The organism is Calidifontimicrobium sp. SYSU G02091, assembly GCF_022631395.1.
Classification (GTDB): Bacteria; Pseudomonadota; Gammaproteobacteria; order Burkholderiales; family Burkholderiaceae_C; genus Calidifontimicrobium; species Calidifontimicrobium sediminis.
Genome location: NZ_JALBGB010000003.1, coordinates 141127 through 157593 on the forward strand (window position 1 = coordinate 141127; position 16467 = coordinate 157593).

Below are 16467 nucleotides of genomic sequence, written 5' to 3' on the forward strand. Positions count from 1 at the left end.
ATGGCCAAGCTGACGAAGAAAGCCAAGGCCCTGCAGGGCAAGGTCGACAGCACGAAGCTGTACCCGATCGGCGACGCGCTCGCGCTGGTCAAGGAGTGCGCCACCGCGAAGTTCGACGAGTCGATCGACGTCGCGGTGCAGCTGGGCATCGACGCGAAGAAGTCCGACCAGGTCGTGCGTGGCGCCGTCGTGCTGCCCAACGGCACCGGCAAGACCAAGCGCGTCGCGGTGTTCGCGCAGGGCGCCAAGGCCGAGGAGGCCAAGGCCGCCGGCGCCGACGTCGTCGGCATGGACGACCTCGCCGCCGAGGTCAAGGCGGGCAACATCAACTTCGACGTCGTCATCGCCTCGCCCGACGCGATGCGCGTCGTCGGCCAGCTCGGCCAGATCCTCGGTCCGCGCGGCCTGATGCCGAACCCGAAGGTCGGCACCGTGACGCCCGACGTGGCCACTGCGGTGAAGAACGCCAAGGCCGGCCAGGTGCAGTTCCGCGTCGACAAGGCCGGCATCGTGCACGCGACGATCGGGCGGCGCTCGTTCGATACCGACAAGCTCGCGGGCAACCTCGCGGCGCTGCTCGATGCGCTGAACAAGGCCAAGCCGGCGAGCAGCAAGGGCGTGTACCTGCGCAAGGTGGCCGTGAGCTCGACGATGGGTGTGGGCGTGCGTGTCGATGCGGCGACGATCGCCGCCGCCGCGCAGGCTTGACCGTGAAGGGATGCCGCCGCGCGAGTCTGGCGCGGCGGTGAAGGTTTGGTGGGCTGCGGTGGCCCGGTCTGCTGGGTGCCGCAGGTCATCGAAGACCGCTGGTGGGGCCTTCGGGCCTCTTAATCGAGGTGGCGTCCGACAGGGCGCCACCGACGCCAGCGCAGATGGCGAACCCGCTGTGATGGACGACGCCGGCGACGGCCGAGTTCGATGCAGAAGGTCGCTGAAGTCCGGTGTGCCGAACCCCGTGCGCGGGGCCAGGCACGTGATGTGAGGAGCAGACCTTGAGTCTCAATCGCAACGAGAAGGCGGCCGTGGTGACGGACGTGGCGGCGCAGGCCGCCAAGTCGCAGACGCTCGCGCTGGCCGAGTACCGTGGCCTCACCGTGGAAAGCCTCAACAAGCTGCGCGTCGACGCGCGCGCCAAGGGTGTCTATCTTCACGTGCTGAAGAACACCCTCGCGCGCCGCGCCGTCGCCGGCACGCCGTTCGAGGTCGCCCGCGAGGCCATGGCCGGTCCGCTGATCTACGGCTTTTCGGAAGACGCGGTGGCGGCGGCCAAAGTGATCGCCGATTTCGCCAAGACCAACGACAAGCTGGTGATCAAGGGCGGTGTCTACGCGGGCAAGGCGCTCGACGTCGAGGGCGTGAAGGCGCTGGCGTCGATCCCGAGTCGCGAGGTGCTGATCTCGCAGGTCGCCGGCTTGCTGAAGTCGCCGATCCAGCGCATGGCCGGCGTGCTCGCCGCGCTGGCTGAAAAGCGCGGTGGCGGCGCCGAAGCGCCGGCCGCCTGAGGCCCCCGTCATTCGCATTTCCCCATTCATTTCTGCATCGAGGAACCCCAAATGGCATTCGACAAAGACGCTTTCCTGACCGCCCTGGACAGCATGACCGTGATGGAACTCAATGACCTGGTCAAGGCCATCGAGGAGAAGTTCGGCGTGTCGGCCGCGGCGATGGCTGCCCCGGCCGCCGGTGGCGGTGGCGCGGCCGCTCCGGCCGCTGAAGAGAAGACCGAGTTCACCGTGATGCTGGTCGAAGCCGGCGCCAACAAGGTGGCCGTCATCAAGGCCGTGCGCGAGATCACCGGCCTGGGCCTGAAGGAGGCCAAGGACCTGGTCGACGGCGCGCCGAAGCCCGTCAAGGAAGGCATCCCCAAGGCCGACGCCGAAGCCGCGATGAAGAAGCTGGTCGAGGCCGGCGCGAAGGCCGAGCTGAAGTAACACCCGCGAAGCCCCGGCGGCGCCTCCCCTCGACGAGGCGCCGCCCGTGGCCCGGCGAGCCGGGCCCACGGCGGCCGCTCGACGCGGCCAAGGCGCAACGAGAGCAGCGCCAAGCCTGCGGGCTTGGCAGTGTTCTCTGATCCGACTGCAGAGGACCGGTTTGGTCGGGCTGGGGTGCAACGCCCCGGTTGTCCGCCAGCGACGGGTAGTGGCCCGTCACCAAGCTTCGGGCGCAATGCCCGGGTTGCCAGTCGCCGACGAGTGCATGCCCAGGCCAGGCGTGCGTTCTCGACACGGAGCATTTATGGCGCAAGCATCCCCCACCAGCTACAGCTACACCGAGCGCAAGCGCATCCGCAAGAGCTTCGGCAAGCGCGCGAGCGTGCTCAACGTCCCCTACCTGCTCACGATGCAGCGCGAGTCGTACGTCGCGTTCCTGCAGAAGGACGTGCCGCCCGCCAAGCGCAAGCCCGAGGGGCTGCAGGCCGCCTTCCTCTCCGCGTTCCCGATCGTCTCGCACAACGGGTACGTCGAGATGAAGTTCATCGAGTACAACATCGCGAAGCCCACGTTCGACGTGCGCGAGTGCCAGCAGCGCGGCCTGACTTACGCCGCCGCCGTGCGCGCGAAGCTGCAGATGATCATCTACGACCGCGAGGCCGCGGCGCCGAAGACGGTCAAGGAGATCAAGGAGCAGGAGGTCTACATGGGCGAGGTGCCCCTGATGACCGACTACGGCTCGTTCATCATCAACGGCACCGAGCGCGTCATCGTCAGCCAGCTGCACCGCTCGCCCGGCGTGTTCTTCGAGCACGACAAGGGCAAGACGCACAGCTCGGGCAAGCTGCTGTTCTCGGCGCGCATCATCCCGTACCGCGGCTCGTGGCTGGACTTCGAGTTCGACCCGAAGGACATCCTGTACTTCCGCGTCGACCGCCGACGCAAGATGCCGGTGACGATCCTGCTCAAGGCCATCGGCCTGAACCCCGAGCAGATCCTTGCGCACTTCTTCGTCTTCGACAACTTCCACCTGATGGACTCGGGTGCGCAGCTCGAGTTCGTGCCCGAGCGGCTGAAGGGCGAGGTCGCGCGCTTCGACATCACCGACAAGAACGGCAACGTCGTCGTCGAGAAGGACAAGCGCATCACGGCGCGCCACCTGCGCCAGCTCGAGCAAAGCGGCACGAAGTTCATCAGCGTGCCCGAGGACTTCCTCGTCGGCCGCGTCGTCGCGCGCAACATGGTCGACCCCGACACCGGTGAGATCGTCGCCAAGGCCAACGACGAGCTGACCGAGTCGCTGCTGAAGAAGCTGCGCGCCGCGGGCATCCGCGAGATCCAGTGCCTGTACACGAACGAGCTCGACCAGGGCGCCTACATCAGCCAGACGCTGGCCATCGACGAGACGGCCGACGAGCTCGCCGCGCGCGTGGCGATCTACCGCATGATGCGCCCCGGCGAGCCGCCCACCGAGGACGCGGTGCAGGCGCTGTTCAACCGCCTGTTCTACAGCCCCGACACCTACGACCTGTCGCGCGTCGGGCGCATGAAGTTCAACGCCCGCGTCGGCCGTGACACGGCCGAGGGCTCGATGACGCTGTCCAACGAGGACATCCTCGACGTCGTCAAGATCCTCGTCGAGCTGCGCAACGGCCGCGGCGAGGTCGACGACATCGACCACCTGGGCAACCGTCGCGTGCGCTGCGTGGGTGAATTGGCCGAGAACCAGTACCGCTCGGGCCTGGCACGCATCGAGAAGGCGGTCAAGGAGCGCCTGGGCCAGGCCGAGACCGAGGCGCTGATGCCGCACGACCTGATCAACTCCAAGCCGATCTCCGCGGCGCTCAAGGAGTTCTTCGGTGCGAGCCAGCTCTCGCAGTTCATGGACCAGACCAACCCGCTGTCCGAGATCACGCACAAGCGGCGCGTCTCGGCGCTGGGCCCGGGCGGCCTCACGCGCGAGCGCGCCGGCTTCGAGGTGCGCGACGTGCACCCGACCCACTACGGCCGCGTGTGCCCGATCGAGACGCCGGAAGGGCCGAACATCGGCCTGATCAACTCGCTGGCGCTGTACGCGCGCCTGAACGAGTACGGCTTCCTCGAGACGCCGTACCGCCGCGTCGTCGACGGCAAGGTCACCGACGAGATCGAGTACCTGAGCGCGATCCAGGAAGGCAAATACGTCATCGCGCAGGCCAACGCGACGCTCGACAAGGACGGCCGCCTCGTCGACGAGCTGGTGAGCGCGCGCGAGAAGGGCGAGTCGGTGCTCGTGAGCCCCGAGCGCGTGCAGTACATGGACGTCGCGCCGGCGCAGATCGTGTCGGTGGCCGCGTCGCTGGTGCCCTTCCTCGAGCACGACGACGCCAACCGCGCGCTGATGGGCGCCAACATGCAGCGCCAGGCCGTGCCGACGCTGCGCCCCGAGAAGGCGCTGGTGGGCACCGGCGTCGAGCGCGTCGCGGCGGTCGACTCGGGCACGGTCGTCGTCGCGCGCCGCGGCGGCGTCGTCGACTACGTCGACACCAACCGCATCGTGATCCGCGTCAACGACGACGAGACCGCCGCGGGCGAGGTCGGCGTCGACATCTACAACCTGATCAAGTACCAGCGCAGCAACCAGAACACGAACATCCACCAGCGCCCGATCGTCAAGCGCGGCGACCGCGTCGCGGCCGGCGACGTCGTCGCCGACGGCGCGTCGACCGACCTCGGCGAGCTCGCGCTCGGCCAGAACATGCTGGTCGCGTTCATGCCGTGGAACGGCTACAACTTCGAGGACTCGATCCTGATCTCCGAGAAGGTCGTCGCCGACGACCGCTACACCTCGATCCACATCGAGGAGCTGGTCGTGATGGCGCGCGACACCAAGCTCGGCCCCGAGGAGATCACGCGCGACATCCCGAACCTGTCGGAGCAGCAGCTCGCGCGCCTGGACGAGTCGGGCATCGTCTACGTCGGTGCCGAGGTCGGCCCCGGTGACGTGCTCGTCGGCAAAGTCACGCCCAAGGGCGAGACGACGCTGACGCCCGAGGAGAAGCTGCTGCGTGCGATCTTCGGCGAGAAGGCCAGCGACGTGAAGGACACGTCGCTGCGCGTCGAGCAGGGCACCAGCGGCACCGTGATCGACGTGCAGGTCTTCACGCGCGAGGGCATCCAGCGCGACAAGCGCGCGCAGCAGATCATCGACGACGAGCTCAAGCGCTTCCGCCTCGACCTCAACGACCAGCTGCGCATCGTCGAGGCCGACGCGTTCGACCGCATCGAGAAGCTGCTCGTCGGCAAGGTCGCCAACGGCGGCCCGCAGAAGATCGCCAAGGGCACGACGATCACCAAGGAGTACCTGGCCGGCGTCGACAAGTACCACTGGTTCGACATCCGCCCGGCCGACGAAGACGTCGCCAACCAGCTCGAGAGCATCAAGAATTCGCTCGACCAGACGCGCCACGGCTTCGACCTCGCGTTCGAGGAAAAGCGCAAGAAGCTCACGCAGGGCGACGAGCTGCCCGCCGGCGTGCTGAAGATGGTCAAGGTGTATCTCGCCGTCAAGCGCCGCCTGCAGCCGGGCGACAAGATGGCCGGCCGCCACGGCAACAAGGGTGTCGTGTCGAAGATCGTGCCGGTCGAGGACATGCCCTACATGGCCGACGGCACGCCGATGGACATCGTGCTCAACCCGCTGGGCGTGCCCAGCCGCATGAACGTCGGCCAGGTGCTCGAGGTCCACCTCGGCTGGGCCGCCAAGGGCATCGGTCAGCGCATCGGCGACATGCTGCAGCGCCAGGCGCGCGTGGCCGAGATCCGCCAGTTCCTCGACAACCTGTACAACAAGAGCGGCGGGCGCACCGAGGCGATCGACACGCTGTCGGACGACGAGGTGCTCGAGATGGCGCGCAACCTGCAAGACGGCGTGCCGTTCGCGACGCCGGTGTTCGACGGCGCGAAGGAAGAGGAGATCCGCGCGATGCTGCAGCTCGCCTACCCCGACGACGTCGCCGCGCTCAAGGGCCTGACGCCCACGCGCACGCAGGCGCGCCTGTACGACGGGCGCACCGGCGACGCCTTCGAGCGTCCGGTGACGGTGGGCTACATGCACGTGCTCAAGCTGCACCACCTCGTCGACGACAAGATGCACGCGCGCTCGACCGGCCCGTACAGCCTGGTCACGCAGCAGCCGCTGGGCGGCAAGGCGCAGTTCGGCGGCCAGCGCTTCGGCGAGATGGAGGTCTGGGCGCTCGAGGCCTATGGCGCGGCCTACGTGCTGCAGGAGATGCTGACCGTCAAGTCCGACGACGTCACGGGCCGCACCAAGGTCTACGAGAACATCGTCAAGGGTGAGCACTCGATCGATGCCGGCATGCCCGAGTCGTTCAACGTGCTGGTCAAGGAAATCCGGTCGCTGGGCATCGACATCGAGCTCGAGCGCAACTAAAGACGGAAAAGGAATAGAGCCATGAAGGGACTACTCGACCTTTTCAAGCAGTTCACCCCCGACGAACACTTCGACGCGATCCGCATCGGGCTGGCTTCGCCCGAGAAGATCCGCTCGTGGTCGTTCGGCGAGGTGAAGAAGCCCGAGACGATCAACTACCGCACCTTCAAGCCCGAGCGTGACGGCCTGTTCTGCGCCAAGATCTTCGGGCCGATCAAGGACTACGAGTGCCTGTGCGGCAAGTACAAGCGCCTCAAGCACCGCGGCGTGATCTGCGAGAAGTGCGGCGTCGAGGTCACGCAGACCAAGGTGCGCCGCGAGCGCATGGGTCACATCGACCTCGCGGCGCCGTGCGCGCACATCTGGTTCCTGAAGAGCCTGCCGTCGCGCCTGGGCCTGGTGCTCGACATGACGCTGCGCGACATCGAGCGCGTGCTGTACTTCGAGGCCTACGTCGTCGTCGACCCGGGTATGACGCCGCTGAAGAAGTTCTCGATCATGAGCGAGGACGACTACGAGGCCAAGCGCGCCGAGTACGGTGACGAGTTCGTCGCGATGATGGGCGCCGAGGGCATCAAGAAGCTGCTCGAGGACATGGACATCGACGCCGAGATCGAGCGCCTGCGCGGCGACATGACCGGCTCGGAGCTCAAGGTCAAGAAGAACTCGAAGCGCCTGAAGGTGCTCGAGGCCTTCAAGAAGTCGGGCATCAAGCCGCAGTGGATGATCATGGAGGTGCTGCCGGTGCTGCCGCCGGACCTGCGCCCGCTGGTGCCGCTGGACGGCGGACGCTTCGCGACGTCGGACCTCAACGACCTGTACCGCCGCGTCATCAACCGCAACAACCGACTGGCGCGGCTGCTCGAGCTCAAGGCGCCCGAGATCATCGTGCGCAACGAGAAGCGCATGCTGCAGGAGGCGGTCGACTCGCTGCTCGACAACGGCCGCCGCGGCAAGGCGATGACGGGCGCGAACAAGCGGGCCCTCAAGTCGCTCGCCGACATGATCAAGGGCAAGGGCGGGCGCTTCCGCCAGAACCTGCTCGGCAAGCGCGTCGACTACTCGGGCCGCTCGGTGATCGTCGTCGGCCCGACGCTCAAGCTGCACCAGTGCGGCCTGCCCAAGCTGATGGCACTCGAGCTGTTCAAGCCGTTCATCTTCAGCCGGCTGGAGGCGATGGGCATCGCCACCACGATCAAGGCGGCGAAGAAGGAGGTCGAGGCCGGCACGCCGGTGGTGTGGGACATCCTCGAGGAGGTCATCAAGGAGCACCCGGTGCTGCTCAACCGCGCGCCGACGCTGCACCGCCTGGGCATCCAGGCGTTCGAGCCGGTGCTGATCGAGGGCAAGGCGATCCAGCTGCACCCGCTGGTGTGCGCGGCGTTCAACGCCGACTTCGACGGCGACCAGATGGCCGTGCACGTGCCGCTGTCGATCGAGGCGCAGATGGAAGCGCGCGTGCTGATGCTGGCGACGAACAACGTGCTGTTCCCCGCCAACGGCGAGCCGTCGATCGTGCCGAGCCAGGACGTCGTGCTGGGGCTGTACTACGCCACGCGCGAGCGCATCAACGCGCGCGGCGAGGGCATGGTGTTCGCCGACCTCGCCGAGCTGCAGCGTGCGTTCGACAACGGTGTCGTCGAGATCACCGCGCGCGTCAGCGTGCGGCTGACCGAGTGGACGAAGGACAAGGACAGCGGCGAGTTCGTGCCGTCGACGAAGCTCGTCGAGACGACGGTGGGCCGTGCGCTGCTGTCGGAGATCCTGCCGAAGGGGCTGCCGTTCGCCGCGATCGACAAGGCGCTGAAGAAGAAGGAGATCTCGCGGCTGATCAACCTGTCGTTCCGCAAGTGCGGTCTGAAGGAGACGGTCGTCTTCGCCGACAAGCTGATGCAGACCGGCTTCCGGCTGGCCACGCGCGCGGGCATCTCGATCGCGATCGACGACATGCTGGTGCCGAAGGAGAAGCACGGTCTGATCGAGCGCGCCGAGAAGGAGGTCAAGGAGATCGAGCAGCAGTACGTCTCGGGTCTGGTGACCGCCGGCGAGCGCTACAACAAGGTCGTCGACATCTGGGGCAAGACCGGCGACGAGGTCGGCAAGGTCATGATGGCCCAGCTGTCGAAGGAGAAGGTCACCGACCGCCACGGCAAGGTCGTCGACCAGGAGTCGTTCAACTCGATCTACATGATGGCCGACTCGGGCGCGCGCGGCTCGGCGGCGCAGATCCGCCAGCTCGCCGGCATGCGCGGCCTGATGGCCAAGCCCGACGGCAGCATCATCGAGACGCCGATCACGGCCAACTTCCGTGAAGGCCTGAACGTGCTGCAGTACTTCATCTCGACGCACGGCGCACGCAAGGGTCTCGCCGACACGGCGCTGAAGACGGCGAACTCGGGCTATCTGACCCGCCGCCTCGTCGACGTGACGCAGGACCTCGTCGTCACCGAGGAGGACTGCGGCACCGAGCATGGCATCTACATGCGCGCGCTCGTCGAGGGCGGCGAGGTCATCGAGTCGCTGCGCGACCGCATCCTCGGCCGCGTCGCGGCGGTCGAGGTGCTGCACCCCGAGACGCAGGCCGTGCTCGTCGCGGCCGGCGAGATGCTCGACGAGGATGCGCTCGACATGCTCGAGGCGGCCGGCGTCGACGAGGTCAAGGTGCGCACGCCGCTAACCTGCAGCACGCGCTTCGGCCTGTGCGCCAAGTGCTACGGCCGCGACCTCGGCCGCGGCGGGCTGGTCAACGTCGGCGAGGCGGTCGGTGTGATTGCGGCACAGTCGATCGGCGAGCCGGGCACGCAGCTGACGATGCGCACGTTCCACATCGGTGGCGCGGCGTCGCGTGCGGCGGTGGCGTCGAGCGTCGAGGCCAAGAGCGACGGCATCGTCTCGTTCAACAGCACGATGCGCTACGTGATGAACTCGAAGTCGGGCAAGGGCGAGCTCGTCGTGATCTCGCGCTCGGGCGAGATCATCATCGCCGACCCGCACGGCCGCGAGCGCGAGCGCCACAAGGTGCCGTACGGCGCGACGCTCAACGTCAAGGCCGACCAGCAGATCAAGGCGGGCACCGTGCTCGCGAACTGGGACCCGCTGACGCGCCCGATCATCACCGAGTTCGCCGGCAAGGCGAAGTTCGAGAACGTCGAGGAGGGCGTCACGGTGGCCAAGCAGGTCGACGAGGTCACGGGCCTGTCGACGCTGGTGGTGATCGACCCGAAGCGCCGCGGCGCGGCCAAGGTCGTGCGCCCGCAGGTCAAGCTGCTCGACGCCGCTGGCAACGAGGTCAAGATCCCCGGCACCGACCACTCGGTGACGATCGGCTTCCCGATCGGTGCGCTGATCCAGGTGCGCGACGGGCAGGACCTCGCTCCCGGCGAGGTGCTGGCGCGCATCCCGGTCGAGGGCCAGAAGACGCGCGACATCACCGGCGGTCTGCCGCGCGTGGCCGAGCTGTTCGAGGCGCGCTCGCCGAAGGACAAGGGCATGCTCGCCGAGATCACCGGCACGGTGTCGTTCGGCAAGGAGACCAAGGGCAAGGTGCGCCTGCAGATCACCGACCCCGACGGCAAGGTCTACGAGGAGCTGGTGCCCAAGGAGAAGAACATCCTCGTGCACGAGGGCCAGGTGGTCAACAAGGGCGAGCCGATCGTCGATGGTCCGGCCGACCCGCAGGACATCCTGCGCCTGCTGGGCATCGAGGAGCTGGCACGCTACATCGTCGACGAGGTGCAGGACGTCTACCGCCTGCAGGGCGTGAAGATCAACGACAAGCACATCGAGGTGATCGTGCGCCAGATGCTGCGCCGCGTGCAGATCGTCGACCCGGGCGACAGCGGCTACATCGCCGGCGAGCAGGTCGAGCGCTCGGAGCTGCTGGACACCAACGACAAGCTGCGCGCCGAGGGCAAGATCCCGGCCACGCACGCCGACGTGCTGCTCGGCATCACGAAGGCGAGCCTGTCGACCGACAGCTTCATCTCGGCCGCGTCGTTCCAGGAGACCACGCGCGTGCTGACCGAGGCCGCGATCATGGGCAAGCGCGACGAGCTGCGCGGGCTGAAGGAGAACGTCATCGTCGGCCGCCTGATCCCGGCGGGCACCGGCATGGCGTTCCACCAGGCCCGCAAGGCGAAGGAGGAGATGGACGAGAGCGAGCGCCGCGCGATCGCGCTGCAGGAGGCCGAGGAGCTGGCCGCCGCGCAGCTCGCGCAGGTCGACGCCGCATCGTCGGACGACAACGCCGGCGAGTGAGCGTCCGCCCGGGCCGGGCGGCGTGCGAGGGGCGGCTTCGGCCGCCCCTTGCCGTTTCAGGCCGGCCGTGCCGCCGTGGCGGCCGCCCATGCGGCGGGCGTGACGATCTCGGTGCCGTGCGCGAGCGCGCGGCAGCGAAGGGCGAGCAGTGCGCGGTCGCGCGTGACCAGCCAGCGCGCCCTGGCGGCGAGCGCGAGGTCGACGAAGACCTGGTCGTCGTCGTCCCGACAGCGCAGCGGACTGGGCGGCGGCGTCTCGACGCGGTGCGCCCAGCGGACACACGCCGCCTCGACGGTGGCCGGATCCGCGCCGGCGCGCGGCGGCAGGCGGTGCGCCAAGACGTGGCGCAGCTCGTCGCGCATCGCGTCGGTCTGCAGCCACCGGCAGGCACCGCGGGTCACGGCGGCGGCCAGCGGCTGGATCGCGCGATCGGCGAACCACAGCCAGTCGAGCACGGCGTTGGTGTCGAGGACCACGACGGGCGTCGCAGGGGTGGCGGTCGGGGGCGGCGGTGGCATCGTCGACGGGCGTCAAGGGGCGCGCGGCGGGGGGCGGCCGCGCTGCCGCCGCGGGCGCGCGGCTTGCGTGGTCCGGCAGCCGTGCATATAATCTCAGGCTTTTCGGCGGGTTGCGCGCCGGACGTGTCGGGGTGCGCAGACGCAGGTGTGCGGCGGCGGTGCCGGCGAAAGCCGCGGCAGCGTGTGGCTGCGGTTCAGGCGCAGCGTCTGCGGTTGGCGCCGCAATACTCGGCGGGCTGCTGTGGCGGCGTCGGGGTGCGGGTGCGCGGTCGCTGCGAACGCGGTGCGCGCCGGTGCGGTGTTCGCATCGCCTTGTCGCCTTCGTGGTCCGCAGCTCGCGGGTGAATTCAATCGGAAACGAGTTACCAACATGCCCACCATCAACCAGCTCGTGCGCCAGGGCCGCCAGGTCGAGGTCGTCAAGTCGAAGTCGCCGGCGATGCAGAACTGCCCGCAGCGGCGCGGCGTGTGCACGCGTGTCTACACGACGACGCCGAAGAAGCCGAACTCGGCGCTGCGCAAGGTGGCCAAGGTGCGCCTGACCAATGGTTTCGAGGTCATCTCGTACATCGGCGGTGAGGGCCACAATCTGCAGGAGCACAGCGTCGTGCTGGTGCGCGGGGGGCGCGTGAAGGACCTGCCGGGTGTGCGCTACCACATCGTGCGCGGTGCGCTCGACCTGCAGGGCGTCAAGGATCGCAAGCAGGCGCGGTCGAAGTACGGCGCCAAGCGTCCCAAGAAGGCCTGAGGCCGTCGGCCGGCGGGTGCCGGTCGTGAGTTCGGGGGCTCTCGCCCGGCGGCGGGGGCCAGTAAGTGAGGGGTTGCTATGGCCCCTCGGGGTGCGGGTCAGGGGCCTGCGCCAACTGAAGCCAGAAGAGGAAGTCAGTCATGCCGCGTCGTCGCGAAGTCCCCAAGCGGGAGATCCTGCCCGATCCGAAGTTCGGCTCGGTCGACCTGTCCAAGTTCATGAACGTCATCATGGAGTCCGGCAAGAAGGCCGTGGCCGAGCGCATCATCTATGGGGCGCTCGAGCAGGTCGAGAAGAAGGCCGGCAAGGACCCGCTCGAGGTGTTCATGACGGCGCTGAACAACGTCAAGCCGATGGTCGAGGTCAAGTCGCGGCGTGTCGGTGGCGCGAACTACCAGGTGCCCGTCGAGGTGCGTCCGGTGCGCCGCGTGGCGCTGGCGATGCGCTGGCTCAAGGAGTCGGCGCGCAAGCGCAGCGAGAAGTCGATGGCGGCACGCCTGGCCAACGAGCTGCTGGAGGCCAGCGAAGGGCGCGGCGGTGCGATGAAGAAGCGCGACGAGGTGCACCGCATGGCGGAGGCCAACAAGGCGTTCTCGCACTTCCGCTTCTGACGCAGGCGATCCCGCCGTTTCCGCTTTTCGGCCGCTCTCAGGGTTAACACCGACCCGCGAGCGGCCCTGTCTTTGGAGTTGACCATGGCCCGCAAGACCCCCATCGAGCGCTACCGCAACATCGGCATCAGCGCGCACATCGATGCCGGCAAGACCACCACGACCGAGCGCATCCTGTACTACACCGGGGTGAACCACAAGATCGGCGAGGTGCACGACGGCGCTGCGACGATGGACTGGATGGAGCAGGAGCAGGAGCGCGGCATCACGATCACGTCGGCCGCCACCACCTGCTTCTGGCGCGGCATGGACATGTCGTTCCCCGAGCACCGCATCAACATCATCGACACCCCGGGCCACGTCGACTTCACGATCGAGGTCGAGCGCAGCATGCGCGTGCTCGACGGGGCTTGTATGGTGTACTGCGCCGTCGGCGGCGTGCAGCCGCAGTCGGAGACGGTCTGGCGCCAGGCCAACAAGTACAAGGTGCCGCGCCTGGCGTTCGTCAACAAGATGGACCGCACCGGGGCGAACTTCTTCAAGGTCTACGAGCAGATGAAGACGCGCCTGCGCGCCAACCCGGTGCCGATCGTCGTGCCGATCGGCGCCGAGGAGAACTTCAAGGGCGTCGTCGACCTGTTCAAGATGAAGGCGATCATCTGGGACGAGGCCAGCCAGGGCATGAAGTTCGAGTACGGCCCGATCCCGGCCGACCTCGAGGCGGAGTGCCAGAAGTGGCGCGAGCAGATGATCGAGGCCGCCGCCGAGAGCAGCGAAGAGCTGATGAACAAATACCTCGAGACCGGCGAGCTGACCGAGGCCGAGATCAAGCAGGGGCTGCGTGCGCGCACCATCGCTGGCGAGATCCAGCCGATGCTGTGCGGCACCGCATTCAAGAACAAGGGCGTGCAGCGCATGCTCGACGCGGTGATCGAGTTCCTGCCGTCGCCGGTGGACATTCCGCCGGTCGCCGGCACCGACGACCACGACAGGCCCGTCACGCGCCGCGCCGACGACAACGAGAAGTTCGCCGCGCTCGCCTTCAAGCTGATGTCCGACCCGTACGTTGGCCAGCTGACCTTCGTGCGCGTCTACTCGGGCGTGCTGCGCAGCGGCGACTCGGTCTACAACCCGATCCGCGGCAAGAAGGAGCGCATCGGCCGCATCCTGCAGATGCATGCGAACCAGCGCGAGGAGATCAAGGAGATCCTCGCCGGCGACATCGCCGCGTGCGTCGGCCTGAAGGACGTCACCACCGGCGAGACGCTGTGCGACCCCGACGCGATCATCACGCTCGAGAAGATGGAGTTCCCCGAGCCGGTGATCCGCCAGGCCGTCGAGCCGAAGTCGAAGGCCGACCAGGAGAAGATGGGCGTCGCGCTCAGCCGTCTCGCGCAGGAGGATCCGTCGTTCCGCGTCTCGACCGACGAGGAGTCCGGCCAGACGATCATCGCCGGCATGGGCGAGCTGCACCTCGAGATCATCGTCGACCGCATGAAGCGCGAGTTCGGCGTCGAGGCCAACGTCGGCAAGCCGCAGGTCGCGTACCGCGAAACGATCCGCAAGACGGTCACCGACGTCGAAGGCAAGTTCGTGCGCCAGTCCGGCGGCAAGGGCCAGTACGGCCATGTCGTCTTCACGGTCGAGCCGCTCGAGCCGGGCAAGGGCTTCGAGTTCGTCGACGAGATCAAGGGTGGCGTCGTCCCGCGCGAGTACATCCCTGCCGTGCAGAAGGGGGTCGAGGAAACGCTGCCCAACGGCGTGCTCGCCGGCTACCCGGTCGTCGACGTGCGCGTGCGGCTGACGTTCGGCTCCTACCACGAGGTCGACTCGTCGGAGAACGCCTTCAAGATGGCGGCTTCGATCGGCTTCAAGGAGGCGTGCCGCAGGGCGAACCCCGTGATCCTCGAGCCGATGATGGCCGTCGAGGTCGAGACGCCGGAGGAGTACGCCGGCAACGTGATGGGCGACCTGTCGTCGCGGCGCGGCATGGTCCAGGGCATGGACGACATGCCCGGCGGCGGCAAGATCATCAAGGCCGAAGTCCCGCTGTCGGAGATGTTCGGCTACTCGACGACGCTGCGCAGCATGTCGCAGGGCCGCGCGACGTACACGATGGAATTCAAGCACTACGCCGAGGCGCCGAAGAACGTCGCCGACGCGATCATCACCGCACGCAGCAAGTGACACGCGATGGTCTTCGGCCGTGACTGAGTTTCACGAAGCGCCTGCTGCCGGTGGCGGGCGCGACGCGCGGAGACCTTAAACAACGCACCGAGCGGGCTCTTTTCGAACGGAGATTCGGCAATGGCAAAAGGCAAGTTTGAGCGCACGAAGCCGCACGTGAACGTGGGCACGATTGGGCACGTGGACCACGGCAAGACGACGCTGACGGCGGCGATCACGACGATTCTGGCGAGCAAGTACGGCGGCGAGGCGAAGAAGTACGACGAGATCGACGCGGCGCCGGAGGAGAAGGCGCGCGGCATCACGATCAACACGGCGCACGTGGAGTACGAGACCGCGAACCGCCACTACGCGCACGTGGACTGCCCGGGGCACGCGGACTACGTGAAGAACATGATCACGGGTGCGGCGCAGATGGACGGCGCGATCCTGGTGGTGAGCGCCGCCGACGGCCCGATGCCGCAGACGCGCGAGCACATCCTGCTGGCGCGGCAGGTGGGGGTGCCGTACATCATCGTGTTCCTGAACAAGTGCGACATGGTCGACGACGCCGAGCTGCTCGAGCTCGTCGAGATGGAGGTGCGCGAGCTGCTCTCGAAGTACGACTTCCCCGGCGACGATACGCCGATCGTCAAGGGCTCGGCCAAGCTGGCGCTCGAGGGCGACAAGGGCGAGCTGGGTGAGCAGGCGATCATGAAGCTGGCCGAGGCGCTGGACACCTACATCCCGACGCCCGAGCGTGCGATCGACGGGGCCTTCCTGATGCCGGTGGAAGACGTGTTCTCGATCTCGGGCCGCGGCACGGTGGTCACGGGCCGTGTGGAGCGCGGCATCATCAAGGTCGGCGACGAAATCGAGATCGTGGGGATCCGTCCGACGCAGAAGACCACCTGCACGGGTGTGGAGATGTTCCGCAAGCTGCTCGACCAGGGTCAGGCGGGCGACAACGTGGGCATCCTGCTGCGCGGCACCAAGCGCGAGGAAGTCGAGCGCGGGCAGGTGCTGTGCAAGCCGGGCAGCATCAAGCCGCACACGCACTTCACGGCGGAGGTGTACGTGCTGAGCAAGGAAGAGGGCGGGCGGCACACGCCGTTCTTCAACAACTACCGTCCGCAGTTTTACTTCCGCACGACGGACGTGACGGGTGCGGTGGAGCTGCCCAAGGACAAGGAGATGGTGATGCCGGGCGACAACGTGCAGATCACCGTCAAGCTGATCGCGCCGATCGCGATGGAAGAGGGCCTGCGCTTCGCGATCCGCGAGGGCGGGCGCACCGTGGGCGCCGGCGTCGTCTCGAAGATCATCGAGTGACCGCATGACGGCGGGTGGCGGTCCGGCCGGACTGCCGCCGTCCAGGCCCGGCGCTCACGGTCGTGAAGCCGGGCGTCATCGCTCTTTACAAGGAACCGTCATGCAGAAGCAGAAGATCCGTATCCGCCTCAAGGCATTCGACTACAAGCTGATCGACCAGTCCGCGCTCGAGATCGTCGACACCGCCAAGCGCACCGGGGCCATCGTGCGCGGCCCCGTGCCGCTGCCGACGCGTCAGCAGCGCTTCGACATCCTGCGCTCGCCGCACGTCAACAAGACCAGCCGCGACCAGTTCGAGATCCGCACGCACCAGCGCCTGATGGACATCGTCGACCCGACCGACAAGACCGTCGACGCGTTGATGAAGCTCGACCTGCCCGCGGGCGTCGACGTCGAGATCAAGCTGCAGTGAGTCCCGTGGGCACCCGACGGTGCCCAACTCGAATCGAGCCTGCTATACTCGCGGGCTTTT

11 protein-coding genes are annotated in these 16467 nt (G+C 67.6%); 10 read left to right on the forward strand and 1 reads right to left on the reverse strand.

The features are described 5' to 3' along the window. From rplA to rpoC, 5 genes are all read left to right on the forward strand, one after another. Complete coding sequence (gene rplA / locus MOJ79_RS03375; protein WP_241922874.1) at positions 1–708, forward strand: 50S ribosomal protein L1; 708 nt, start codon at positions 1–3, stop codon at positions 706–708. A gap of 284 nt (positions 709–992) precedes the next feature. Then, positions 993–1502: a 50S ribosomal protein L10 gene (gene rplJ, locus MOJ79_RS03380; protein WP_241922875.1), complete on the forward strand. Its 510-nt coding sequence runs from the start codon at positions 993–995 to the stop codon at positions 1500–1502. Positions 1503–1553: 51 nt separating this feature from the next. Further along, entirely contained in the window at positions 1554–1931 is a 378-nt protein-coding gene (gene rplL / locus MOJ79_RS03385; RefSeq protein ID WP_119293333.1) for a 50S ribosomal protein L7/L12, read from the forward strand. Positions 1932–2235: 304 nt separating this feature from the next. Next, positions 2236–6363: a DNA-directed RNA polymerase subunit beta gene (rpoB, locus tag MOJ79_RS03390; RefSeq protein ID WP_241922876.1), complete on the forward strand. Its 4128-nt coding sequence runs from the start codon at positions 2236–2238 to the stop codon at positions 6361–6363. A gap of 21 nt (positions 6364–6384) precedes the next feature. Further along, the gene (gene rpoC, locus MOJ79_RS03395; RefSeq protein ID WP_241922877.1) at positions 6385–10620 is read left to right on the forward strand and encodes a DNA-directed RNA polymerase subunit beta'; all 4236 of its coding nucleotides are present in this window, start codon (positions 6385–6387) and stop codon (positions 10618–10620) included. A gap of 56 nt (positions 10621–10676) precedes the next feature. On the opposite strand, the gene MOJ79_RS03400 is transcribed toward rpoC, so the two are convergent. After that, on the reverse strand, positions 10677–11138 hold the full coding sequence (locus MOJ79_RS03400; protein ID WP_241922878.1) for a PIN domain-containing protein: 462 nt from the start codon (positions 11136–11138) through the stop codon (positions 10677–10679). A gap of 370 nt (positions 11139–11508) precedes the next feature. Here MOJ79_RS03400 and rpsL point away from each other — a divergent pair, with 370 nt between their 5' ends. The 5 genes from rpsL to rpsJ all read left to right on the forward strand — a co-directional run bounded on the left by rpsL (position 11509) and on the right by rpsJ (position 16407). Beyond that, positions 11509–11886, forward strand: coding sequence for a 30S ribosomal protein S12 (gene rpsL, locus MOJ79_RS03405; protein WP_119293516.1), 378 nt, complete (start codon positions 11509–11511; stop codon positions 11884–11886). 140 nt (positions 11887–12026) lie between these two features. After that, positions 12027–12497, forward strand: a complete 471-nt coding sequence (rpsG, locus tag MOJ79_RS03410; RefSeq protein WP_119293518.1) for a 30S ribosomal protein S7 — start codon at positions 12027–12029, stop codon at positions 12495–12497. An 84-nt stretch (positions 12498–12581) separates the two neighbouring features. Then, positions 12582–14684, forward strand: a complete 2103-nt coding sequence (gene fusA, locus MOJ79_RS03415) for an elongation factor G (RefSeq protein WP_119293520.1) — start codon at positions 12582–12584, stop codon at positions 14682–14684. 120 nt (positions 14685–14804) lie between these two features. After that, entirely contained in the window at positions 14805–15995 is a 1191-nt protein-coding gene (tuf, locus tag MOJ79_RS03420) for an elongation factor Tu (RefSeq protein ID WP_241922872.1), read from the forward strand. Between the two features lie 100 nt (positions 15996–16095). After that, the gene (rpsJ, locus tag MOJ79_RS03425; RefSeq protein ID WP_119288958.1) at positions 16096–16407 is read left to right on the forward strand and encodes a 30S ribosomal protein S10; all 312 of its coding nucleotides are present in this window, start codon (positions 16096–16098) and stop codon (positions 16405–16407) included. The last annotated feature ends 60 nt before the right edge of the window (positions 16408–16467 follow it).